Raw genomic sequence first — 24885 nt, forward strand, 5'->3', positions numbered from 1 at the left:
GCTTGTTCGGGGTATGATCTATTCCGTTGCCGCGAGGGAGACCTCGAAAGCGACAGGCCCCTATAGCTCAGTCGGTAGAGCGTCTCCATGGTAAGGAGAAGGTCAACGGTTCGATTCCGTTTGGGGGCTCCAGCACAAAGGCCCCGCCCATTCGGGCGGGGCCTTTCGCATGCCTCGGTTCAGTCCGCGTGGGGCTCCGGGACGCGCATCGCGAGGATCGCCATGTCGTCGGACGGGGCGTCGGACGCGAAGCGCTCCACCGCGCGCATGATGCGGGCGGCCACCGCGCCCGCCGTCAGGCCCGTGCAGGACGTGAGGACGTCGGCGAGGCCGTCGTCGCCCAGCATGCGGGTGCCCTCGCGGCGTTCGGTGACGCCGTCCGTGACACAGAGCAGGACGTCGCCCGGGTCGAGGGTGACCGTCTGCTCGTACAGCTCCAGGTCCTCGATGACGCCGAGGAGGGGCTGCGGTTCGGCGGCCGGTTCCACCGTGCCGTCCTGGCGCAGGCGGAGGGGGAGCGGGTGGCCGGCGCAGACCACCTTCAGCTCCGCGCTGCCGTCCTCCTGGGGGCGCATCTCGCCGTACAGCAGCGTGAGGAAGCGGCTGCGGGCGCCCTCGTCGAGGATGGCGGAGTTGAGGCGCTGCAGGACCTCCGGGCCGCTGAGGCCCTCGCGGGCCAGCAGGCGCAGGGCGTGCCGGGCGAGGCCTGTGACCGCGGCCGCGTTGGGGCCCGTACCGCAGACGTCGCCGATGGCGAAGCCGTACGCGTCGTCGCTGATGGGGAAGAGGTCGTAGAAGTCGCCGCCGACCTCGTTGCCCTCGCCCGCCGCGCGGTAGATGACGTCGACCTCGACGCCTTCCACGACGGGGAGTTCCGGGGGCAGCAGGCTGCGCTGGAGGGACTGGCTGATGGCCGTGCGCTCCGAGTACAGCCGGGCGTTGTCCAGGGCCAGGGCGGCCCGGCGGGACAGGTCCTCGGCGAGTTCGAGGATCTCCTGGCGGAAGTGGTCGTCGGTGGGCTTGCCGAGGGTGAGCATGCCGATGACGCGGTTGCGGGCCACCAGTGGCAGGACGACGGTCTCGCCGCCGACCGCGGAGGCCGTGGCGAGGGTCGGGCCGATGCCGGTGCTCAGCGGCTGGGACGCGCCGCCGCTGAGGCCGAGGTCGCGCATGGAGGTGCGCAGGGCCGCCTGGTGGGCCATCTCCGCGGGGGCCGTCCACACGCGGGCGCCCGGGGTGGGCACCGGGTCGGGCGGGGCGATCTTCGACAGCAGGGACTTGATGCCGTCGATGAGCTCCTCGTCCTCGTGCAGGACGTACGAGAGGTACGGGTCCGAGGCCTGGTCGGCGATGGTGTAGACGGCGCACCAGGTGGCCAGCGTGGGGACCGTCATCTGGGCCATGAGGGCCAGCGTCTGGTCGCGGTCGAGGGTGCCGGCGAGGAGGTCGGAGGCCTCGACGAGGAAGCTGAGCGAGCCGCGGCGCAGCCGCTCCAGCTCGCCCAGGCGCGCCGACTCGACGGCCAGCGCGATGCGGTCGGCCGCGAACTGGAGGCGCAGCGCCTCCTCGTTGGAGTACCGGCCGGGGGCCTCGGCGGCGACCCCGAGGGAGCCGGTGAGGCGGCCCTCGACCTTGAGGGGGACGGTGACGACCGAGCGCATGCCCGTGCTGTTGAGCAGCGGAACCGCGCCGGGGACGGCTTCGAGGTCGTCGTGGACGGCGGGCATGCGCGCCGAGCCGTAGCGGCCGGGGCCCGCCTCGACGGGGACGCGGGCGAACCGCTGGCGGGCGGAGGGCAGGCCGGTGGAGGCGCGGACCTCCAACTCCGTCTCGTCGTCGGTGGCCAGGAGCAGGAAGGCGGCGTCGGCGTCGAGCATGTCCCGGGCGCGTTCGACGGTGCGCTGGAGGAGGCCGTCGAGGTCGTCCGGCGCGGGGGAGCCGATGAACACCTCGAAGGGGTCCGCGCTCTGGCCCTCGGAGGACGGGGAGTCGGAGGCCGGGACCCGCAACGGGGTCTGCAGCACCGCGCGTTCGTGGTCGCGCACGAGGAGGCAGACCGTGGAGGGCTCGCCGTCGGCGTCGCGGACGCGCAGGTGGGAGGCGTAGACCGGGGTGACGCGGCCGTTGGCGCCCCGCATGCCGTAGCTGCCCTCCCAGCGGGAGAGCTGGAGTGCCTCGGCGATGCCGGTGCTGGTGCCGGGGGTGTGCGGCCAGGCGGCGAGGTCGGTCAGGGGCTTGCCGGTGACCTGGTCGGCGGCGTAGCCGAAGAGCTCCTCCGCGTCCTCGTTCCACGACGTGACCGCGCCGGTGCGGTCGATCTGGACGACGGCGACGCGGACCCGGCCGTCGGCCAGCGGCAGCAGTGCGGCCGGGAGGGAGGGGCCGGCCGCGCGGGTGCCGACCGGACGCTCCGGCAGATGGAGGTGGAACCAGACGTTCTTGAGCGTGGGCGTGTACTCCACGCCCCACCGGTCGGCCAGGGCCGCGCACAGCTGGAGGCCGCGCCCGCCCTCGCGGTCGGGGCTGCCCATGTCGGCGGGGGAGCCCTGGAGGGGGACCTCGCGCTCGGGGTAGTGGTCGGCCACCTCGATCCGCACGCCGTCGTCGCCGCGCAGGCACAGGACGTCGGCGGTGGTGCCGGCGTGGACCACGGCATTGGTCACCAGTTCGCTGGTGAGCACCACGGCGTCGTCGACGATGTCGGCATGGCCCCAGCCCTGGAGCGTGTCGCGGACGAAGGACCGGGCGCTCGCCACGGATCGTCCGACGGGCTCGAAGCTGGCGGCCGCGCGCGCGGTGATCACAGAACTCCTCGACCCTCTCTCCCCGTGCACGGCCTCATGGCCGACCGGTTCGTGCCGCTGCTGCGGCAGTCCACCCGTCGGCCCGGGATCCGGGGGCTGCTCCCCCGGGATCAGTCCGGTGGTCATTCCGGCCGCCCCTCCGATGCCCGCCCCGTCTTCGTGCCACCGCCCAGACCGGACGGGACCGGTTCGGCTGGACAGCCGTATGCAAGGTTACTTACCTTCGCCGTCCATCCGGATGCCGGTCTGCAGTGTTTCCGCCCAGAGGGTGTGCGGACGATGTGCGAAGCTGCCGAACTGTTATGGCCTGGTTCGGCCGGGGTGAAACACTGGGCAGGCTGCTTGTGAAGGTCCGGGCAGGTGAATGCGCGCCGAGTCGGGTGGGCAGCAGCCCCTGGAAGCGGTCCGGCGCGCCGGACCGGATCGCCCGGCAGTACGGGAATCAAGCGGCAGCAACCGGTCCGCCGAGCATGGGCGGGCCGGGCACAGCGGTATCGGTCGACCCCTGCGGGAGGGACACAGTGGAGTCTGGCGCAGCGACGCGGGCCACGAAGACGCGCGCGAAAGGCGGACAGTCCCTGAGTAACCAGGGCAAAACGCGGGGTGGCGGCGCACGGAGCGGCAGTACGACCGTGGACACGGCCGCGCTCAACCGGCTGCTCGCGGCGCTGGTGTCCATGCGCGAGGGGAATTTCCGCAGGCGGCTCACGGTGTCCGGCGACGGCGTGATGTCGGAGATCGCGGCGGTCTTCAACGAGGTGGCCGACCGCAATCTGCACCTCACGGGTGAGCTGGCGCGGGTGCGGCGCGTGGTCGGACGTGAGGGAAAACTCACGGAGCGGCTGGAGACCGGCGCCTGCGAGGGGTCCTGGGCGGCCGCGATCGACCACTCGAACGCGCTGGTGGACGACCTCGTACGGCCCGTCTCCGAGGTCAGCCGGGTGCTGTCGGCGGTGGCGGACGGTGATCTGTCGCCCCGCATGGAGCTGCGGACGCAGAACGAGGAGGGCACCGGGCAGCCGCTGCGCGGTGAGTTCCTGAAGGTCGGCCGGACCGTGAACAACCTGGTCGACCAGTTGTCGACGTTCACGGACGAGGTCACGCGGGTGGCCAGCGAGGTCGGCACCGAGGGCAAGCTGGGCGGTCAGGCCCGGGTGCGGGGCATGTCCGGGTCGTGGAAGGACCTGACGGACTCCGTCAACACGATGGCCTACCGGCTCACCGCGCAGGTGCGGGACATCGCGCTGGTGACGACGGCGGTGGCCAAGGGCGACCTGTCCCGGAAGGTCACGGTGCACGTGGCCGGGGAGATGCTGGAGCTGAAGAACACCGTCAACACGATGGTGGACCAGCTCTCCGCGTTCTCCTCCGAGGTGACGCGGGTGGCCCGCGAGGTGGGCACCGAGGGCGCGCTCGGCGGTCAGGCGCAGGTGCCGGGCGTGGCCGGGGTGTGGAAGGAGCTGACCGACTCCGTCAACACCATGGCCGGGAACCTGACGGCCCAGGTGCGGGAGATCTCGCACGTGACGACGGCGGTGGCCAACGGCGACCTGTCGAAGAAGGTGACGGTCCCGGCCCGCGGCGAGGTCGCGCAGCTCGCCGAGACGATCAACCAGATGACCGAGACGCTGCGGATCTTCGCGGACGAGGTCACGCGCGTGGCGAACGAGACCGGTGGGGAGGGGCAGCTCGGCGGCCAGGCGAACGTGCCGGGCGCGGCCGGTATCTGGAAGGACCTGACGGACTCCGTCAACACCGTCTTCCGAAACCTGACCACCCAGGTGCGGGACATCGCCGCGGTGACGACCGCCGTGGCCAGCGGTGACCTGTCGCAGAAGGTCACGGTGGACGTGGCCGGGGAGATGCTGGAGCTGAAGAACACCGTCAACACGATGGTGGACCAGCTCTCCAGCTTCGGTGCCGAGGTCACGCGGGTGGCCCGCGAGGTCGGCGTCGAGGGTGAGCTGGGCGGGCAGGCGCAGGTGCCGGGGGCGGCGGGCACGTGGAAGGACCTCACCGACTCCGTCAACACCGCGTTCCGCAACCTCACCGGCCAGGTGAGGAACATCGCACAGGTGACGACGGCGGTGGCCAACGGCGACCTGTCGCAGAAGGTCACCGTGGACGTCTCCGGCGAGATGCTCCAGCTGAAGAACACCGTGAACACGATGGTGGACCAGCTCTCCAGCTTCGCCGACCAGGTCACGCGGATGGCCCGGGACGTGGGCACGGAGGGCCGCCTGGGCGGTCAGGCCCGGGTCGACGGCGTGTCGGGGACCTGGAAGGAGCTGACGGACTCCGTCAACTCCATGGCCGGCAATCTGACCTCCCAGGTGCGCAACATCGCGCAGGTGACGACGGCGGTGGCGCGCGGTGACCTGTCCCAGAAGATCGACGTGGACGCGCGCGGCGAGATCCTGGAGCTGAAGAACACCATCAACACGATGGTCGACCAGCTGTCCTCGTTCGCGGAGCAGGTCACGCGGGTGGCCCGCGAGGTGGGGACCGAGGGCCGCCTCGGCGGTCAGGCGCAGGTGCCCGGCGTCGCCGGTGTGTGGCGTGACCTGACCGACTCGGTGAACGGCATGGCCGGCAACCTCACCGCGCAGGTCCGCAACATCGCGCAGGTCGCGACGGCGGTGGCGCGCGGCGACCTGTCCCAGAAGATCACCGTGGACGCGCGCGGGGAGATCCTGGAGCTGAAGAACACCCTGAACACGATGGTGGACCAGCTGTCGTCGTTCGCCCAGGAGGTCACGCGCGTCGCGCGCGAGGTGGGCACCGAGGGCATCCTCGGCGGCCAGGCGGAGGTGCAGGGCGTCTCCGGCACCTGGAAGGACCTCACGCAGTCCGTGAACGGCATGGCCAACAACCTGACCATGCAGGTGCGCAACATCGCCGAGGTGACGACCGCGGTCGCCAAGGGCGATCTCTCGAAGAAGATCACCGTCGACGCCAAGGGCGAGATCCTCGAGCTGGTCACCACCGTCAACACGATGGTCGACCAGCTGTCGTCCTTCGCCGAGCAGGTCACGCGGGTGGCCCGTGAGGTGGGTACGGAGGGCATCCTCGGCGGCCAGGCGAGCGTGCCTGGCGTCGTGGGTATCTGGAAGGACCTCAACGACAACGTCAACCTGATGGCCAAGAACCTCACGGTCCAGGTGCGGAACATCTCCCAGGTGGCCGCTGCCGTCGCCAACGGCGACCTGACGCGGACGGTGACGATCGAGGCGCGCGGCGAGGTCGCGCAGCTCGCCGACACCTTCAACACCATGGTGCGGACGCTGCGGTCCTTCGCCGACCAGGTGACCAAGGTGGCCCGCGAGGTGGGCACCGACGGCATCCTGGGCGGCCAGGCACAGGTGCCGGGTGTGTCGGGGACGTGGAAGGACCTCACCGAGTCGGTGAACCAGATGGCGTCCAACCTGACCGGTCAGGTGCGCAACATCGCCATGGTCACCACGGCGATCGCGAAGGGCGACCTGACCAAGAAGATCGACATCGACGCGCGCGGCGAGATCCTGGAGCTGAAGACGACCATCAACACGATGGTCGACCAGCTCTCCTCCTTCGCCGAGGAGGTCACCCGCGTCGCCCGGGAGGTGGGCACGGAGGGGCAGCTCGGCGGTCAGGCGCGCGTGCGGGACGTCGACGGCACCTGGCGCGACCTGACGGAGTCGGTGAACGAGATGGCCGGGAACCTCACCCGGCAGGTGCGGGCCATCGCGCGCGTGGCGACCGCGGTGACCCGCGGTGACCTGAACCTGAAGATCGACGTGGACGCCTCGGGCGAGATCTCCGAGCTGCAGGACTACATCAACAAGATGATCGCCAACCTGCGTGACACCACGATCGCCAACAAGGAGCAGGACTGGCTCAAGGGCAATCTGGCCCGGATCTCCGGACTCATGCAGGGCCGCCGCGACCTCCAGGACGTGGCCTCGCTGATCATGAGCGAGCTGACCCCGGTCGTCTCCGCCCAGCACGGGGCGTTCTTCCTCGCGATGCCCCTGGTGGACGGCCAGGAGCAGGCGGGCGCCGAGGGCGACGCGTACGAACTGCGGATGCTCGGGTCGTACGGCTACTCGATGGGCTCCATGCCCACCTCGTTCCGGCCGGGTGAGGCGCTGGTCGGCACGGCCGCCCAGGAGAAGCGCACGATCCTCGTGGAGAACGCGCCGAGCGGTTACCTGAAGATCTCCTCCGGGCTCGGCGAGGCGCCGCCCGCGCAGGTGATCGTGCTGCCGGTGCTGTTCGAGGGGCAGGTGCTCGGCGTCATCGAGCTGGCGTCGTTCACGCCGTTCACGCACATCCAGAAGGACTTCCTGAACCAGATCGCCGAGATGATCGCGACGAGCGTCAACACCATCTCCGTGAACACCAAGACGGAGGTCCTGCTGAGCCAGTCGCAGGAGCTGACCGAGCAACTGCGGGAGCGGTCGGAGGAGTTGGAGCAGCGGCAGAAGGCGCTCCAGTCGTCCAACGCCGAACTGGAGGAGAAGGCCGAGCTGCTGGCGCAGCAGAACCGCGACATCGAGGTGAAGAACACCGAGATCGAGGAGGCGCGGCAGGTCCTGGAGGAGCGTGCCGAGCAGCTCGCGGTCTCGATGCGCTACAAGAGCGAGTTCCTGGCCAACATGTCGCACGAGCTGCGTACGCCGCTCAACTCGCTGCTCATTCTGGCCAAGTTGCTCGCCGACAACGCCGACGCGAACCTGACCCCGAAGCAGGTCGAGTTCGCCGAGACGATTCACGGGGCCGGCTCCGACCTGCTCCAGCTGATCAACGACATCCTCGACCTGTCGAAGGTCGACGCGGGGAAGATGGACGTGTCCCCGACGCGGATCGCCCTCGTGCAGCTCGTGGACTACGTGGAGGCCACCTTCCGGCCGCTGAGCGCGGAGAAGGGTCTGGACCTGTCGGTGCGGGTGTCGCCGGGGCTGCCCGCCACCATGCACACCGACGAGCAGCGGCTGCTCCAGGTGCTGCGCAACCTGCTGTCCAACGCGGTGAAGTTCACCGACTCGGGCTCCGTCGAGCTGGTCATCCGCCCGGCCCGGGACGAGGTTCCGCAGGCCATCCGGGAGCAGTTGCTGGAGGCCGGTTCGGTGAACGACCCGGACGCCGAGCTGATCGCGTTCTCCGTGAGCGACACGGGAATCGGGATCGCGGCCAGCAAGATGCAGGTGATCTTCGAGGCGTTCAAGCAGGCCGACGGCACCACCAGCCGCAAGTACGGCGGTACGGGCCTCGGGCTGTCCATCTCGCGGGAGATCGCGCAGCTGCTCGGGGGTGAGATCCACGCGCAGAGCGAGCCGGGCCGCGGGTCGACGTTCACGCTCTACCTGCCGCTGCACCCGAGCGAGCTGCCCCCGCACGGCTACCAGCAGCCGCTGCCCTCCGTGGAGGCCGGTGAGCTGCCCATGTCCACGGGTGCCGCGGGGGAGCTGCCGGACACGGAGTTCGAGGCGTCTACCGAGGCAACGCCGTACCAGGACTCGCAGAACGGTACGCGGGCGCTGTTCCGGCGCCGTGGCCCGTCGGCCGCGGACACCGAGGACCGGCCCGAGCCGCAGGAGCGGCAGCCGGGCGCCGGGCAGGAGTCGGCGCCGCGTTCGAGCCGGGGCATCCGGTTCGGCGGGCAGAAGGTGCTGATCGTCGACGACGACATCCGCAACGTCTTCGCCCTCACCAGCGTCCTGGAGCAGCACGGTCTGTCCGTGCTGTACGCCGAGAACGGGCGCGAGGGCATCGAGGTCCTGGAGCAGCACGAGGACGTGGCGGTCGTCCTGATGGACATCATGATGCCGGAGATGGACGGGTACGCGACGACCACGGCGATCCGCCGGATGCCCCAGTTCGCCGGGCTGCCGATCATCGCGCTGACCGCGAAGGCGATGAAGGGCGACCGGGAGAAGGCGATCGAGTCCGGCGCGTCCGACTACGTGACGAAGCCGGTCGACCCCGACCACCTGCTGACGGTGATGCAGCAGTGGATGCACGAGGAGTGAGCGCGCGGAGCCGGTGGCGGTCGGCCCGGCCGGGGCCGGGGGCCCGCGGGAAGTGACCGGTACGTCCGGACGCCGGGCCCGTAGTACGTTCGGGCACGGTGTCGTGCGTACGGGCACCTTCCGTGCGGTCCGCGCGGGCGGTGTGCGAACGTGGGGTGTGTGTGAACGGCGGGAACCTTCGGGGTTCACGCGGAGTCGCTGACTCAGCGTGCCGAAGCCGTGTAGGAGTACGGGATTCGGGGAACCTTCTGGTCCCCCGCCGCGTTTCTGCTACGAGCACAGTGACATCACGGTGACAGGGTGTGGCGACAGGCGGGGTGCGGCTACGATGACCGGCACAAGGACGGACGGCGCAAGGGAGCCGTCCCCCGGGGCGGCACCCGCCGGTGCCGCGCCAGGTCCTGTGGACAGGGGAGGCCCCACGCCGGGGCGAGGAGGGCGGGCCATGGTGCAGAAGGCCAAGATCCTCCTGGTCGATGACCGGCCGGAGAATCTGCTTGCGCTGGAGGCGATCCTCTCGGCGCTCGATCAGACGCTGGTGCGGGCATCGTCCGGGGAGGAAGCGCTCAAAGCACTGCTCACGGACGACTTCGCGGTCATTCTGCTGGACGTCCAGATGCCGGGCATGGACGGTTTCGAGACCGCCGCGCACATCAAGCGACGGGAGCGGACCCGGGACATCCCGATCATCTTCCTCACCGCGATCAACCACGGCCCGCACCACACCTTCCGCGGGTACGCGGCGGGCGCGGTGGACTACATCTCCAAGCCGTTCGACCCCTGGGTGCTGCGGGCCAAGGTCTCGGTCTTCGTCGAGCTGTACATGAAGAACTGCCAGCTGCGCGAGCAGGCGGCGCTGCTGCGGCTCCAGTTGGAGGGCAACGGCAAGGTCGAGGCCGGTGAGGCCAAGGAGCCGGCGGGGCTGCTCGCCGAGCTGTCGGCGCGGCTGGCGGCCGTGGAGGAGCAGGCGGAGGCGCTGTCCAAGCAGCTCGGCGACGAGTCGACGGACGCGGCGGCGGTGGCGACGGCCGCCCACCTGGAGCGCAAGCTCACCGGGCTGCGGCGGGCGCTGGACGCCCTGGAGCCGGGCTCGTCCGGAGGCCAGGCCGCCGTCAACTGACGCCGCGAGCGCCCCGGGTGCCCGCGCGTCCCACCGGGTCGCTTCCGTGCGGCCGTCCGTGATGCCGACTGCGAGACGGTCTGTGAGGTCTCGTCAGGGGCTGTACCGGAAGCGTCAGTTCCGCCCGCGCCGATGGGCGACACGAACGGGTGAAGCGGTAGGCACACGTGTCGACCGCCGTCTCCCCCGGTAACCTCACACCCATGGCCTCACGTCCCTCCGCAGCCAAGAAGCAGCCCGCGAAGAAGGCGGCCGCTCCCGCGAAGGGTCCCGCCAAGAAGTCCGCGGCCAAGAAAGCGCCCGCGAAAAAGGCGCCCGCGAAGAAGGCCGCGGCCAAGAAGCCCGCGCCCAAACCGGTTCCGAGCCCCACCGGAGGCGTCTACCGACTGGTGCGCGCCCTCTGGCTGGGCCTCGCGCACGCGGTGGGCGCCGTCTTCCGCGGCATAGGGCAGGGCGCCAAGAACCTCGACCCGGCCCACCGCAAGGACGGCGTCGCCCTGCTGCTGCTCGGCGTCGCGCTGATCGTCGCCGCCGGCACCTGGGCCGACCTCAAGGGCCCCGTCGGCGACCTCGTCGAGATCCTCGTGGCCGGCGCCTTCGGCCGCCTCGACCTGCTCGTGCCGATCCTGCTCGGCGCCATCGCCGTACGCCTGATCCGGCACCCCGAGAAGCCCGAGGCCAACGGACGGATCGTGATCGGCCTGTCCGCGCTCGTCATCGGCGTGCTCGGACAGGTGCACGTCGCCTGCGGCTCACCGGCCCGCAGCGAGGGCATGCAGGCCATAAGGGACGCCGGGGGCCTCATCGGCTGGGGCGCGGCGACGCCGCTGTCGTACACCATGACCGACGTGCTGGCCGTGCCGCTGCTGGTGCTGCTCACGGTCTTCGGGCTGCTCGTCGTCACGGCCACCCCGGTCAACGCGGTCCCGCAGCGGCTGCGGCAGCTCGGGGTGAGGCTCGGCGTGATCCACGATCCGCGGGCGGAGGAGTACACCGAGGAGGACGAGCGCTACGACGAGCAGTGGCGCGAGGCGCTGCCCGCCCGGTCCCGCAAGCGCGGGGCACCGGCCGCCGAGCCCTACGACCCCGACGCGGCCGAGCAGGAGGCACTCAGCCGGCGCCGCGGCAGGCCCCGGCGGTCCGCGGTACCCCAGCCCGAGATGAACCGGCCGATGGACGCCGTGGACGTCGCCGCGGCCGCCGCCGCCGCGCTCGACGGGGCCGTACTGCACGGGATGCCGCCCTCGCCGCTGGTCGCCGACCTCACCCAGGGCGTGAGCACGGGGGACCGCGAGTCCACGACCCCGACGCCCACGCCCGTGCCGGCCGCGCGGCCGCAGCCGGGGAAGCTCAAGCAGGACAAGGCGCGGAAGGGCGACCCCGACAACGGCGCGGCGGTGGTCGCCGACCTCACCAAGACGCCGCCCCCCAAGGAGCGGGACCTGCCGCCGCGAGCCGAGCAGCTTCAGCTCTCCGGCGACATTACCTACTCCCTGCCGGCCCTCGACATGCTCACCCGTGGCGGTCCCGGCAAGGCGCGCAGCGCCGCCAACGACGCCATAGTCGCCTCGCTGACCACCGTCTTCACCGAGTTCAAGGTCGACGCCGCCGTCACCGGCTTCACCCGCGGCCCGACGGTCACGCGGTACGAGGTCGAGCTCGGTCCCGCCGTAAAGGTCGAGCGGATCACCGCGCTGGCCAAGAACATCGCGTACGCCGTCGCCAGCCCCGACGTGCGGATCATCAGCCCCATCCCCGGCAAGTCCGCGGTCGGCATCGAGATCCCCAACACCGACCGGGAGATGGTCAACCTCGGCGACGTGCTGCGGCTCGCCGAGTCCGCCGAGGACGACGACCCGATGCTGGTCGCCTTCGGCAAGGACGTCGAGGGCGGCTACGTCATGCACTCGCTGGCGAAGATGCCGCACATGCTGGTGGCCGGCGCCACCGGCTCCGGCAAGTCGTCCTGCATCAACTGCCTGATCACCTCGATCATGATGCGGGCGACCCCCGAGGACGTCCGGATGATCCTGGTCGACCCCAAGCGCGTCGAGCTGACGGCGTACGAGGGCATCCCGCACCTGATCACGCCGATCATCACCAACCCGAAGCGGGCCGCCGAGGCGCTCCAGTGGGTCGTGCGCGAGATGGACCTGCGCTACGACGACCTCGCGGCCTACGGCTACCGGCACATCGACGACTTCAACCGCGCGGTGCGCGAGGGCAAGGTCAAGCCGCCCGAGGGCAGCGAGCGCGAACTCCAGCCGTACCCGTACCTGCTGGTGATCGTGGACGAGCTGGCCGACCTGATGATGGTCGCGCCGCGCGACGTCGAGGACGCGATCGTGCGGATCACGCAGCTCGCGCGCGCGGCCGGCATCCACCTGGTGCTGGCCACCCAGCGGCCGTCCGTGGACGTCGTCACCGGCCTGATCAAGGCGAACGTGCCCTCCCGGCTGGCCTTCGCCACCTCCTCGCTGGCCGACTCGCGGGTCATCCTCGACCAGCCCGGCGCCGAGAAGCTCATCGGCAAGGGCGACGGCCTCTTCCTGCCGATGGGCGCGAACAAGCCGACCCGTATGCAGGGCGCGTTCGTGACCGAGGAGGAGGTCGCGGGCGTCGTCCAGCACTGCAAGGACCAGATGGCGCCGGTCTTCCGGGACGACGTCACCGTCGGGACCAAGCAGAAGAAGGAGGTCGACGAGGACATCGGCGACGACCTCGACCTGCTGTGCCAGGCGGCCGAGCTGGTCGTCTCCACGCAGTTCGGGTCGACCTCGATGCTCCAGCGCAAGCTGCGCGTCGGCTTCGCCAAGGCCGGGCGGCTGATGGACCTGATGGAGTCGCGCAGCATCGTCGGACCGAGCGAAGGCTCAAAGGCTCGTGACGTTCTTGTGAAGCCTGACGAGCTGGACGGCGTGCTCGCGCTGATCCGGGGGGAGTCTGAAGGGTAGGGACGGGTAAGCGAAGGGTTCCGCCGACAGAGGGTCACGACGGCCGGGCGGCCGATCGTGACTCACCCGTTAGGGATCATTGAGCAACCGTTTCCCCAGGCCCTACGTCAAGTTGAGGGAAGTGACAAACAGGTAGTCCACCATCGGGGTGCCGGGCCATTCCGATGGCGTAAAGGTCGTACCGCCCGGTTGCCCCACCCGTTTGCACCCCCCCTAGACTGAACGCCCAGCACAGGCGGCTAAACGCTCGAAAGGCGCCCCCGTGTCCAACGGCAACTCCCCCGAAGACGAGCGTCCGATCGAAGACGAGTCCCACGACACCCCCGCAGGCGTTCCCGAGGAAGCCCGCCCCTCGGTGGGCCGCGCCCTGCAGCAGGCCCGGATCGCCGCCGGGCTGACCGTCGACGACATCACCACCGCCACCCGGGTCCGCATCGCCATCGTGCACGCCATCGAGGCGGACGACTTCGCGCCCTGCGGCGGCGACGTCTACGCGCGCGGTCACATCCGCACCCTGGCCAAGGCCGTCGGGCTGGACCCGGCCGAGCTGCTCGCGCAGTTCGACGCCGAGCACGGCGGACGCCCGGCGCCGACCCCCGCCGCGCCCCTGTTCGAGGCGGAACGCATCCGTCCCGAGCGGCGCGGACCCAACTGGACCGCCGCCATGGTCGCCGCGATCGTCGCGGTGATCGGGTTCGTGGGCTTCACCTTCGTCAAGGGTGGCGACGACGGCGGCAACGAGGCGAGCGTCGCCGAGGGGGCCCAGCCGTCGTCCGGCGAGTCCGCCTCGTCGAGCGCCAAGCCCGACAAGCCCGCCGACCCCAAGCCGGAACCGAGCGACAGCGCCATCGCCGCCGCGCCCGCGGACAAGGTGACCGTCAAGGTCAGCGCCACCGAGGGCCGCAGCTGGATCTCCGCCCAGGACCACAACGGCCGGCTGCTCTTCGACGGACTGCTCGAGCAGGGCGACTCCAAGACCTTCCAGGACAACGAGAAGGTCAAGCTCGTCCTCGGCGACGCCGGAGTCATCCAGCTCTACGTCAACGGCAAGAAGATCGAGGACGACTTCCGGCCCGGCGCCGTCGAGCGCCTGACCTACACGAAGGGCGACCCGCAGGTCGGATAAGGGCCCGCGGGGAGGAGTCGGTACGGGGTTGGCCGGGCTCGGCCAACCCCTTCGACATGGGCTGTCGGCGGGACGAAGTAGTCTTGAGCCCATGCCTGAAAGCCGTACCGTCGCACTCGTCACCCTTGGCTGCGCCCGTAACGAGGTGGACTCGGAGGAGCTCGCAGGCCGTCTGGAGGCGGACGGCTGGAAGCTCGTCGACGACGCCGAGGAAGCGGACGTCGCCGTCGTGAACACGTGCGGCTTCGTCGAGGCCGCCAAGAAGGACTCCGTGGACGCCCTCCTGGAGGCCAACGACCTCAAGGGCCACGGAAGAACGCAGGCCGTCGTGGCGGTGGGCTGCATGGCCGAGCGCTACGGCAAGGAGCTGGCCGACGCCCTCCCGGAGGCCGACGGCGTCCTCGGCTTCGACGACTACGCCGACATCTCCGACCGCCTGCAGACCATCCTGAACGGCGGCATCCACGCCGCCCACACCCCGCGCGACCGGCGCAAGCTGCTGCCGATCAGCCCCGCCGAGCGGCAGGAGGCCGGAGCCGCGGTCGCTCTGCCGGGACACGGCCCGACCGACCTGCCCGAGGGCGTTGCCCCCGCCTCCGGGCCGCGCGCGCCCCTGCGCCGCCGCCTGGACGGCTCCCCGGTCGCCTCGGTGAAGCTGGCCTCCGGCTGCGACCGGCGCTGCTCCTTCTGCGCCATCCCGTCCTTCCGCGGCTCCTTCATCTCGCGCCGCCCGAGCGACGTGCTGAACGAGACGCGGTGGCTGGCCGAGCAGGGCGTCAAGGAGATCATGCTGGTCTCCGAGAACAACACCTCCTACGGCAAGGACCTCGGCGACATCCGGCTCCTGGAGTCGCTGCTGCCCAACCTCGCCGAGGTCGACGGCATCGAGCGGGTGCGCGTCAGTTACCTCCAGCCCGCCGAGATGCGCCCCGGCCTGATCGACGTGCTGACCTCCACCGAGAAGGTCGTGCCCTACTTCGACCTCTCCTTCCAGCACTCCGCGCCGAACGTGCTGCGCGCGATGCGCCGCTTCGGCGACACCGACCGCTTCCTGGAGCTCCTGGACACCATCCGGAGCAAGGCGCCCGAGGCGGGCGTCCGCTCCAACTTCATCGTCGGCTTCCCCGGCGAGTCCGAGTCCGACCTCGCCGAGCTGGAGCGGTTCCTGAACCACGCCCGGCTGGACGCCATCGGCGTCTTCGGGTACTCCGACGAGGAGGGCACCGAGGCGGCCACCTACGCCGACAAGCTGGACGAGGACGTCGTCGCCGAGCGGCTGGCACGTGTATCCCGCCTGGCGGAGGAACTGGTCTCGCAGCGGGCCGACGAGCGCGTCGGCGCGACCGTGCGGGTGCTCGTCGAGTCCGTCGCGTCCGCCGACGAGGGGGACGGTGTCCGCGGCCGCGCGGAGCACCAGGCCCCGGAGACGGACGGCCAGGTGCTGCTCACGAGCGGCGAAGGCCTGAGTGTCGGTCGTATGGTCGACGCGAAGGTGGTCGCTACGGAAGGCGTCGACCTGGTGGCCGAACCGCTGCTGGGCTCGCCCGAGTGGAGTGAGGAGGCCGGCAGATGACCGGAGTCCCGGCGTCCGCGGCGGGCGGCTCCTCCAGTGCGCGCAGGACCGGCCCGCGCGGCGCCTCGGGCGCGGCACAGGAACCGGGCGAGTGTACGGACCCGGGGGGCGCCGTGGACCGGGGCAGGGCGGAACGGGGCGCGACCGAGGGCGGTGCGGCCGGGCGCGGCGGCAAGATCGCGGCCGCGGCCGTCAACCAGGCGAGCGTCTGGAACGTCGCCAATCTGCTGACGATGCTCCGCCTGCTCCTCGTGCCGGCCTTCGTCGCGCTGATGCTCGGCAACGGCGGGTACGACCCGGCCTGGCGCTCCTTCGCCTGGGCCGCTTTCGCCGTCGCCATGATCACGGACCTCTTCGACGGGCACCTGGCGCGCACCTACGACCTCGTCACCGACTTCGGGAAGATCGCCGACCCCATCGCCGACAAGGCGATCATGGGCGCGGCGCTCATCTGCCTGTCCGCGCTGGGCGACCTGCCGTGGTGGGTGACGGCCGTCATCCTCGGCCGGGAACTCGGCGTCACCGTCCTGCGTTTCGTGGTCATCCGGTACGGAGTCATCCCCGCGAGCCGGGGCGGCAAGCTCAAGACGCTCACCCAGGGCATCGCCGTCGGCATGTACGTCCTGGCGCTGACGGGGCCCCTGGCCACCCTGAGGTTCTGGGTGATGGCCGCGGCGGTCGTCCTGACCGTGGCGACCGGACTGGACTATGTGAAGCAGGCCATTGTGCTGCGCCGCCGGGGAATCGCCGAACGCAGAGCGGCGTTGAAGGGGACGGAAGGTTGAGTTCCACGGCCGCCGACGTGGTGCGACTACTCACGGTCAAGGGCGAGACCCTCGCGGTCGCCGAGTCGCTGACCGGTGGAATGGTCGCTGCCGCGCTCACGGCGGTCCCGGGGGCGTCCAAGGCCTTCCGGGGCTCCGTCACCGCCTACGCGACGGAACTGAAGCAGGAGCTGCTCGGCGTCGACGGCGAGCTGCTCGCGGCGCGCGGAGCCGTGGACCCGCAGGTCGCCGCCCAGATGGCGGCAGGCGTGCGCACGGCGCTGGGCGCCGACTGGGGCATCGCGACGACGGGTGTCGCGGGTCCGGACCCGCAGGACGGGCAGGCCGTGGGGACCGTTTTCGTGGCCGTGGCCGGGCCTTCCGGCGCCGGGCAGGGTTGCGCCGATGGCGGAAAAGTGGAGGCGCTGCGGTTGAACGGCGACCGCGCGGAAATTCGTATGGAGAGTGTACGGAGCGTACTCGCGCTTCTGCTGCGGGAGCTTGCGAGCGAACAGACCGGGAATGAGCGGGCACAGGATACGGAACGGAACGGGGGGTTTTGATGTTTGCAGCCCTGAGTGAACACGACATCGCTCCCCGCACGGCCGCGGCGCGAGGCGGTACGGTGGGGCGTGAAGGATGCGGTTACACGGTCCGAGGAGGGAGCCACCGATGATTCTGCTCCGTCGCCTGCTGGGTGACGTGCTGCGTCGGCAGCGCCAGCGCCAGGGCCGTACTCTGCGCGAAGTCTCCTCGTCCGCCCGAGTCTCACTCGGCTATCTCTCCGAGGTGGAGCGGGGGCAGAAGGAGGCTTCTTCCGAGCTGCTCTCCGCCATCTGCGACGCGCTGGACGTACGGATGTCCGAGCTCATGCGGGAAGTGAGCGACGAACTCGCCCTCGCCGAGCTGGCCCAGTCCGCTGCGGCGACGCCCAGCGAGACCGTACCGGCACCGGTGCGCCCGATGCTGGGTTCCGTCTCGGTGACCGGCGTGCCACCGGAGCGGGTGACCATCAAGGCGCCCGCCGAGGCAGTGGACGTCGTCGCCGCCTGAGCGCCCGAGAACGTGTGCGTGTGAGGCCCCGGCCGGGGTCGCTCCGGGAGACCGGAGAGACGAGGCCGGGGCCTTTCGCATGCCCGGGTGCGTCCCCGCACGCGAGTGCGTCCGCGGGTGCGCGGGCGACCTCGGCGGTGCGGGCGCCCGGTTTGCCGGTCCGTGGTGGTGCGGTCATCGTGGAGGGAGAAGGCCGGGGGGCGAACCGACGGAGGCGTGGATGTACGTCGTGAAGAGCCCGTTGTCCGACGCGGACCTGAAGACCGTCTCGGAGGCCTTGCAGGGCGCCCTCGTCGACCTGGTCGACCTGGCCCTGGTGGCCAAGCAGATCCACTGGAACGTGGTCGGCCCGCGCTTCCGCTCCGTACACCTCCAGCTGGACGAACTGGTTGACACCGCCCGCACCCACTCGGACACCGTGGCGGAACGAGCCTCGGCGCTCGGCGTGCCCCCGGACGGGCGCGCCGCGACGGTCGCCGTCGGCAGCGGCATCGACGTGACCCCCGAGGGCTGGGTCAACGACACCGCCGCCGTACAGACCATCGTGGACGCGCTGGGCGCGGTGATCGGGCGGATGCGGGAGCGGATCGCGGCGACCGGTGAGCCCGACCCCGTGAGCCAGGACATCTTCATCCAGATCACGGCCGATCTCGAGAAGCAGCACTGGATGTTCCAGGCCGAAAACGGCTGACGCGGGATGGTCTCGGCGCGGACGGCTCGCCGGGCGGCCGCGCTGGGCCTCGGCGTGCTGTGGTGGTGGGCCGTGCTGCGCCTGGCGCTGGAACCCGGTGCCGGGGTGCTCGAAGGGGCGGTCGCGGTCGGCGGCTGGGGGCTGAGCGTGCTGCCGGTGCACTGTGTGCCCAGGCGCCGGGCCGCGGGAGCCCTGGACGCGGGGCGGTGGCGACGGGCCCTGCGCGGGGCGGGGCGAGGACCGGCTCCGGCCCGCCCGGAGCGGCGCTGACCCAAGAAAGGACCGAACCCATGAGTGTCACCAGCCTGGACAAGGACCTCGACGACCTGACCCTCACCCTGGTCGCCGACTTCGCCGCCCCCGTGGAGCGGGTGTGGCAGCTGTGGTCGGACCCCCGGCAGCTGGAGCGCTGGTGGGGACCGCCGACCTACCCCGCGACGGTGGAAGAGCACGACCTGACCCCGGGCGGGGACGTCACGTACTTCATGACCGGCCCGGAAGGCGAGAAGTTCCGGGGCTGGTGGCGGGTGGCCACGGTCGACGGCCCGAGGTCGCTGGAGTTCACCGACGGGTTCGCCGACGAGGACGGGGTGCCGAACGCCGCGATGCCGACGACCGCGAACCGGGTCACGCTCACCGAGCGCGACGGCGGCACCCGCATGGAGATGCGGGCGGTCTTCGACACCAGGGAGCAGATGGACCAACTGATGACGATGGGCATGGAGGAAGGCCTGCGCGAGGCGGCCGGGCAGATGGACGCTCTGCTCGCCGTCGGCTGAGCCCGCCCTCCGGTTTCGTCGGCGGCTTCCCTCAGTGGTGTCCTCAGCGCCGTGTCCGGGCTCCCCCTACGCCGCCCGGAAGCGGTGCGGGTCCGCGCTGGCAGACCGGGCACCAGTACGTGGGGCGCTCGCGGGAACCGTCGCCCTGGTCGGCCACCCGGACCGACGTGCCGCAGCGCAGGCAGGGGCGGGGGGCCCGGCCGTACACGAACAGGTCCTGGCCGCGCAGGCCCGTGGTGCGGCGGACCGGGCGGTCGCGGTTGGCCTCCAGGAGCTTCTTCGCCAGCGTGGGCAGCAGCGCGGCCCGGTCGGCGGGCAGCTCGCCGACCGGCAGCCAGGGCGTGACGCCGAGCAGGAAGCACAGCTCGCACTTGTAGACGTTGCCGATGCCGGCGAGATTGCGCTGGTCCAGCAGGGCCTCGCCGAGCGGGCGGGCCGGGTCCGCGCCCAGGTTGTCCATGGCCCGGGCCGGGTCCCAGTCGGGACCCAGCAGGTCGGGGCCGAGATGGCCGACGGCGCGCTGCTCCTCGCCGGTGCGCAGGATGTCCAGCACCGGGAGACGGTAGCCGACGGCCGTGCGGTCGGCGGTGCCGAGGATCACCCTGATCTGGTGCGCCGGACCGCCGCTCCAGCGCTGCCCCGGCGCGAACACCTTCCAGGAACCGTCCATCCGCAGGTGCGAGTGCACCGTCAGGCCGCCCTCGACACGGGTCAGCAGGTGCTTGCCGCGCGGGGTGACGTCCAGGACGGCGCGGCCGGTGAGGTCGGCCGTGGCGTACCGGGGGACGCGGAAGTCGCTGCGGGTCAGCGTCTTGCCCGCGAGGGCGTCGTGCAGCCGTCGCGCCGCCTGCCAGACCGTGTCTCCTTCGGGCATGACTCAAGGGTGACAGGGTCAGGCCCTGATACGCAGACCGCGCGGGGTGGCGATGAACCCCGCTCCCTCAAGGAGGGGGCCGAAGGGGGACGTCAGGGCCGCCGCGCCGTTGACGCGCTCCACCGTGACCGTGCCGAGGGAACCGGCACGGGCCGCCTCGGCGAGCGCCTCGGCGGCGGCTCGCAGCCGCGGGTCCTCGGTGGGCAGCCGGTCGGGGTCGGAGGGCCACAGCAGGAGGGTCTTGCCGCCGCGCTCCATGTAGAGCGCCGGTTCGCCCTCGACGAGCACCACCAGGGAGCCCGCCTTGCGGCCGGGCTTGTGCGTGGCACCGGCGGGCGGCTCCGGCCAGCCGAGGGCCGCACCGTACGCGTTCGCCGGGTCGGCGGCGGCCAGCACGACGGCCCGCGGACCGGTGGCGCCGTGGCGGCGACGGCCGGGGAATCCGGCGTCGTACGGGCCGCGCGGGCCGCCCTGGAAGCCTGCGTGCGCACCGCCTGCGTGCGCACCGCCTCCGCGTGGGCCGCCTGCGCCGGGCTCGGCGTAGTCGCGAGGTGAGATGTAGTCGCCCCGGGAGGGTGAACGGCCCAGGCGGTCCGGGTCGGCGAAGACGTCGTCGTAGGGTGCTGGGCCTCCGGGGCCTCCAGGGTTGCTGGAGGCGAAGTCGTCGGCGAAGGGGTCCGGGGCGTCGCCGGTGGGCTCTTGGAGGTCGAGCGGACCGTGAGGGCGGCCGTGAGGGCTGAGGAAGGGGTCGTCGGCCGGTCCGGCGGAGTCGTGAGGTCCGGCGAAGCCGCCCGGTCCGGGTCGGTTCCCGGAGCCGCCGCGTGTGGTCTCCTCCGGTTCGTCCCGGCCGTCACCGCGCTCGCGGGCGTTCGCCACCGCGCGCAACCGGTCCACGGCGCCCTCCATGGCGAACTGCGCCGCTCCGAGCCCTTCCACCACGTAACCGCGCCGGGCCTGGCCGCTCTCCTCGAAGGCGGCCAGGATCCGGTACACCGCCGAGAAGCCGCCCTCGACCCCCTCCGCGGCCACGGCGCCGCGGGTCACCACGCCGTGCCGGTCGAGGAGGGTGCGGGCCAGGGCGTGGGCTCGCACCGTGCCGTCGGCCTCGCGGGCGGGGAGCAGCGACCAGCGGCCCGCGACGGTCGGTGGCCCGGTGCGGGACGCCGGGCGTGCGGCGGCCGTCAGCGAGCCGTACCGGCCGCGGGGCACCGCGCGCTTGGCACGGTGGGCCGTGGAGCCCGCGGTACGTCCGGAGCCCAGCAGGGAGCGCAGGGGCGCGAGCGTGTCGTTCGTCAGCCGTCCGGACCAGGCCAGGTCCCACAGGGCGTCGGCCAGCTGCGGATCGGTGGCCTCCGGGTGGGTGGTGGCGCGGACCTGGTCGGCGATCTGTCGGAAGAACAGGCCGTAGCCGCCCGAGAGAGTGCTCAGGACGGACTCGTGCAGGGCGGTCGTCTCCAGGGGATGAGGGGGCGGCAGGAGCAGCGGGGCCGCGTCCGCGAGGTAGAGGGAGACCCAGCCGTCCTTGCCGGGCAGCGAACCCGCTCCGGCCCACACCACCTCACCGGCGGCCGTCAGCTCGTCCAGCATCGCCGGGTTGTAGTGCGCCACGCGGGAGGGGAGGACCAGCTTCTCCAGGGCGGATGCGGGCACGGAGGCGCCCTGCATCTGCTCGACGGCGCGGACCAGCCCGTCGATGCCGCGCAGCGTGTGCCCCTTGCCGATGTGCTGCCACTGGGGGAGGAACTGGCCGAGCGCGGCCGGTGCCACCGGCTCCAGCTCGTGCCGGAGCGCGGCCAGGGAACGGCGGCGCAGCCTGCGCAGGACGGTCGCGTCGCACCATTCCTGGCCGATGCCGGCCGGGTGGAACTCGCCCTGCACGACCCGCCCGGTCCCCGCGAGCCGCTGAAGGGCGCCCTCGGTGACCGCGACGCCCAGGCCGAAGCGGGCCGCCGCGGTGACCGAGGTGAAGGGCCCGTGAGTGCGGGCGTGGCGGGCGAGCAGGTCGCCGAGCGGGTCCTTGACCGGCTCCGTGAAGGCCTCCGGCACACCGACGGGCAGCGCCGTGCCCAGCGCGTCGCGCAGCCGGCCCGCGTCCTCGATCGCCGCCCAGTGGTCGGCGCCGCCGATCCGCACCCTGATGGCGCGACGGGCCGCGGCCAGCTCGGGCGCCCACTGCGGCTCCGCGCCCCGCTCGGCCAGCTCGGCGTCCGTCAGCGGGCCGAGCACCCGCAGCAGGTCGGCGACGCCCTCGGAATCCTTGATACGGCGGTCCTCGGTGAGCCACTGCAGCTCGCGCTCCAGCTCGGTGAGCACTTCCGCGTCGAGCAGCTCGCGCAGCTCCGCCTGCCCGAGCAGCTCGGCCAGCAGCCGCGAGTCCAGGGACAGGGCGGCGGCCCGGCGCTCGGCGAGCGGTGAGTCGCCCTCGTACAGGAACTGGGCGACGTAGCCGAAGAGCAGGGAGCGCGCGAACGGGGACGGCTCCGGGGTGGTGACCTCGACCAGGCGGACCTTGCGGGCCTCCAGGTCGCCCATCAGCTCGACCAGGCCGGGCACGTCGAAGACGTCCTGGAGGCACTCGCGGACGGCTTCCAGGACGATCGGGAACGAGCCGTACTCGCTCGCCACCTCCAGCAGCTGCGCGGCACGCTGGCGCTGCTGCCACAGCGGGGTGCGCTTGCCCGGGCTGCGGCGCGGCAGCAGCAGCGCGCGGGCGGCGCACTCGCGGAAGCGGGACGCGAACAGCGCCGAGCCGCCCACCTGGTCGGTGACCACCCGGTCGACCTCGCCCTTGTCGAAGACGACGTCGGCCGCGCCCACCGGCGCCTTCTCGGCGTCGTACTCCAGGCCCGGCTTCGCGGGGTCCTGGTCGAGGAAGTCCAGGCCCATCAGGTCGGCGTCCGGCAGCCGCAGCACGATGCCGTCGTCGGCGTGCATGACCTGGGCGTCCATGCCGTACCGCTCCGACAGGCGGGCGCCGAGGGCGAGGGCCCAGGGGGCGTGGACCTGGGCGCCGAAGGGGGAGTGGACCACCACCCGCCAGTCGCCCAGCTCGTCCCGGAAGCGCTCGACGACGATGGTGCGGTCGTCGGGGACGTGGCCGCAGGCCTCGCGCTGCTCGTCGATGTACGACAGCACGTTGTCCGCGGCCCAGGCGTCCAGGCCCGCGGTGACCAGGCGCAGCCGGGCGTCCTCCTTGGACAGCGAACCGACCTCGCGCAGGAAGGCGCCCAGCGCGCGGCCCAGCTCCAGGGGGCGGCCCAGCTGGTCGCCCTTCCAGAACGGCAGCCTGCCCGGCACCCCCGGCGCCGGGGAGACCAGGACCCGGTCGCGCGTGATGTCCTCGATCCGCCAGGAGCTGGTGCCCAGCGTGAAGACGTCCCCCACGCGGGACTCGTACACCATCTCCTCGTCCAGCTCGCCGACCCGGCCGCCGCCCTTCTTCGGGTCGGCTCCGGCCAGGAACACCCCGAAGAGCCCGCGGTCGGGGATCGTGCCCCCGGACGTCACGGCGAGCCGCTGCGCGCCCGGGCGTCCGGTGACCGTGCCGGCGATCCGGTCCCACACCACGCGCGGGCGCAGCTCGGCGAAGGCGTCGGAGGGATAGCGGCCCGCGAGCATGTCCAGGACGGCGGTGAAGGCCGACTCCGGCAGCGAGGCGAAGGGCGCGGCGCGGCGGACGGTGGCGAGGAGGTCGTCGACCTGCCAGGTGTCCAGCGCGGTCATCGCCACCAGCTGCTGGGCCAGCACGTCCAGCGGGTTGGCGGGGATCCTCAGGGCCTCGATGGCGCCACTGCGCATCCGCTCCGTGACCACGGCCGACTGCACCAGGTCGCCGCGGTACTTCGGGAAGACCACGCCCGTGGAGACCGCGCCGACCTGGTGCCCCGCGCGGCCCACGCGTTGGAGGCCGGAGGCCACGGAGGGCGGCGACTCGACCTGGACCACGAGGTCGACGGCGCCCATGTCGATGCCCAGCTCCAGGCTGGAGGTGGCGACCACGGCGGGCAGCCGGCCCGCCTTGAGGTCCTCCTCGACGAGGGCGCGCTGCTCCTTGGAGACCGAGCCGTGGTGCGCGCGGGCGATCACGGGCGGGGCGCCCTGGGCGGCGCCCGAGCCGCCCATCAGCTCGGCGGGGGAGTGGTGCTCGTCCAGGGGCTCGCCGGTGGCCCGCTCGTACGCGATCTCGTTGAGCCGGTTGCACAGGCGTTCGGCCAGTCGCCGGGAGTTGGCGAAGACGATCGTGGAGCGGTGCGACTGGACCAGGTCGGTGATCCGCTCCTCGACGTGCGGCCAGATCGACGGGCGCTCCGCGCCTTCGTTGCCGTCGGCGACGGGGGAGCCGCCCAGCTCGCCGAGGTCCTCGACCGGGACGACGACGGACAGGTCGAACTCCTTGCCCGACTCGGGCTGGACGATCTCGACCCTGCCGCGCGGGGCGAGGAAGCGGGCGACCTCGTCCACGGGGCGGACCGTCGCGGACAGGCCGATGCGGCGGGCCGGTTTGGGCAGCAGCTCGTCCAGCCGCTCCAGGGTGAGCGCGAGATGGGCGCCGCGCTTGGTGCCCGCGACCGCGTGCACCTCGTCCAGGATCACCGTCTCGATGCCGGTCAGCGCGTCGCGCGTGGCCGACGTCAGCATCAGGAACAGGGACTCCGGGGTGGTGATCAGGATGTCCGGCGGCCGCGTGGACAGGGCGCGGCGCTCGGCGGCCGGGGTGTCGCCGGAGCGGATGCCGACCTTGACCTCTGGCTCGGGCAGGCCGAGGCGGACGGACTCCTGGCGGATGCCGGTCAGGGGACTGCGGAGGTTGCGCTCGACGTCGACGGCCAGGGCCTTGAGCGGGGAGACGTACAGGACACGGCAGCGCTTCTTGGGGTCGGCGGGCGGGGGCGTCGAGGCCAGCTGGTCCAGCGCGGCGAGGAAGGCGGCCAGTGTCTTGCCCGAGCCGGTGGGGGCGACCACCAGCACGTCCGAACCCTGCGAGATGGCCTGCCACGCGCCCGCCTGGGCGGAGGTGGGCGCGGAGAACGCCCCCGTGAACCAGCCGCGGGTCGCGGGGGAGAAGCCGTCCAGGGCTCGGTGTGCGGAGCTGACCATGGATCCATCGTGCACCCGGCCACTGACAATCGGCCTGAG

14 protein-coding genes and 1 tRNA gene are annotated in these 24885 nt (G+C 72.0%); 12 read left to right on the forward strand and 3 right to left on the reverse strand.

Annotated features, from left to right (window positions below; genetic code table 11):
* Positions 1-56: 56 nt before the first annotated feature.
* Positions 57-132 (forward strand) — tRNA-Thr (locus ACGH52_RS28325).
* A 47-nt stretch (positions 133-179) separates the two neighbouring features.
* On the opposite strand, the gene ACGH52_RS28330 is transcribed toward ACGH52_RS28325, so the two are convergent.
* Complete coding sequence (locus tag ACGH52_RS28330) at positions 180-2930, reverse strand: SpoIIE family protein phosphatase (RefSeq protein ID WP_059297834.1); 2751 nt, start codon at positions 2928-2930, stop codon at positions 180-182.
* 395 nt (positions 2931-3325) lie between these two features.
* On the opposite strand from ACGH52_RS28330, the gene ACGH52_RS28335 reads away from it, so the two are divergent.
* The 11 genes from ACGH52_RS28335 (at position 3326) to ACGH52_RS28385 (ending at position 18875) form a co-directional block, all read left to right on the forward strand.
* Positions 3326-8815 (forward strand): HAMP domain-containing protein, encoded by a 5490-nt coding sequence (locus tag ACGH52_RS28335; RefSeq protein ID WP_121702803.1) that lies wholly within the window; start codon positions 3326-3328, stop codon positions 8813-8815.
* 445 nt (positions 8816-9260) lie between these two features.
* Complete coding sequence (locus ACGH52_RS28340) at positions 9261-9935, forward strand: two-component system response regulator (protein WP_059297837.1); 675 nt, start codon at positions 9261-9263, stop codon at positions 9933-9935.
* 203 nt (positions 9936-10138) lie between these two features.
* Positions 10139-12889 carry a DNA translocase FtsK gene (locus ACGH52_RS28345; RefSeq protein ID WP_399943380.1) on the forward strand — a complete coding sequence of 917 codons (2751 nt, stop codon included), beginning with the start codon at positions 10139-10141 and terminating at the stop codon, positions 12887-12889.
* 262 nt (positions 12890-13151) lie between these two features.
* Positions 13152-14015, forward strand: a complete 864-nt coding sequence (locus ACGH52_RS28350) for a helix-turn-helix domain-containing protein (protein WP_076976622.1) — start codon at positions 13152-13154, stop codon at positions 14013-14015.
* 91 nt (positions 14016-14106) lie between these two features.
* Complete coding sequence (gene rimO / locus ACGH52_RS28355; RefSeq protein WP_059297842.1) at positions 14107-15588, forward strand: 30S ribosomal protein S12 methylthiotransferase RimO; 1482 nt, start codon at positions 14107-14109, stop codon at positions 15586-15588.
* Complete coding sequence (gene pgsA, locus ACGH52_RS28360; RefSeq protein WP_399943383.1) at positions 15585-16373, forward strand: CDP-diacylglycerol--glycerol-3-phosphate 3-phosphatidyltransferase; 789 nt, start codon at positions 15585-15587, stop codon at positions 16371-16373. The genes rimO and pgsA overlap by 4 nt, the downstream gene beginning before the upstream one ends.
* On the forward strand, positions 16370-16915 hold the full coding sequence (locus ACGH52_RS28365; protein WP_121702801.1) for a CinA family protein: 546 nt from the start codon (positions 16370-16372) through the stop codon (positions 16913-16915). The genes pgsA and ACGH52_RS28365 overlap by 4 nt, the downstream gene beginning before the upstream one ends.
* A 109-nt stretch (positions 16916-17024) precedes the next feature.
* Positions 17025-17405, forward strand: a complete 381-nt coding sequence (locus ACGH52_RS28370; RefSeq protein WP_007387871.1) for a helix-turn-helix domain-containing protein — start codon at positions 17025-17027, stop codon at positions 17403-17405.
* A 220-nt stretch (positions 17406-17625) separates the two neighbouring features.
* The gene (locus tag ACGH52_RS28375) at positions 17626-18096 is read left to right on the forward strand and encodes a Dps family protein (protein WP_059297847.1); all 471 of its coding nucleotides are present in this window, start codon (positions 17626-17628) and stop codon (positions 18094-18096) included.
* Between the two features lie 6 nt (positions 18097-18102).
* A complete protein-coding gene (locus tag ACGH52_RS28380; RefSeq protein ID WP_076976624.1) occupies positions 18103-18366 on the forward strand; it encodes a hypothetical protein in 264 nt (87 codons plus the stop codon).
* A 20-nt stretch (positions 18367-18386) separates the two neighbouring features.
* Entirely contained in the window at positions 18387-18875 is a 489-nt protein-coding gene (locus ACGH52_RS28385; protein ID WP_399943388.1) for an SRPBCC domain-containing protein, read from the forward strand.
* Positions 18876-18918: 43 nt separating this feature from the next.
* On the opposite strand, the gene ACGH52_RS28390 is transcribed toward ACGH52_RS28385, so the two are convergent.
* Both ACGH52_RS28390 and ACGH52_RS28395 read right to left on the reverse strand, forming a co-directional pair.
* Entirely contained in the window at positions 18919-19749 is an 831-nt protein-coding gene (locus ACGH52_RS28390; protein WP_361460508.1) for a DNA-formamidopyrimidine glycosylase family protein, read from the reverse strand.
* An 18-nt stretch (positions 19750-19767) separates the two neighbouring features.
* Positions 19768-24846 carry an ATP-dependent helicase gene (locus ACGH52_RS28395; RefSeq protein ID WP_399943391.1) on the reverse strand — a complete coding sequence of 1693 codons (5079 nt, stop codon included), beginning with the start codon at positions 24844-24846 and terminating at the stop codon, positions 19768-19770.
* Between the last annotated feature and the right edge of the window lie 39 nt (positions 24847-24885).

Origin of the sequence: Streptomyces sp. BBFR25, from assembly GCF_044590125.1 — a bacterium.
Classification (GTDB): domain Bacteria; phylum Actinomycetota; class Actinomycetes; order Streptomycetales; family Streptomycetaceae; genus Streptomyces; species Streptomyces canus_D.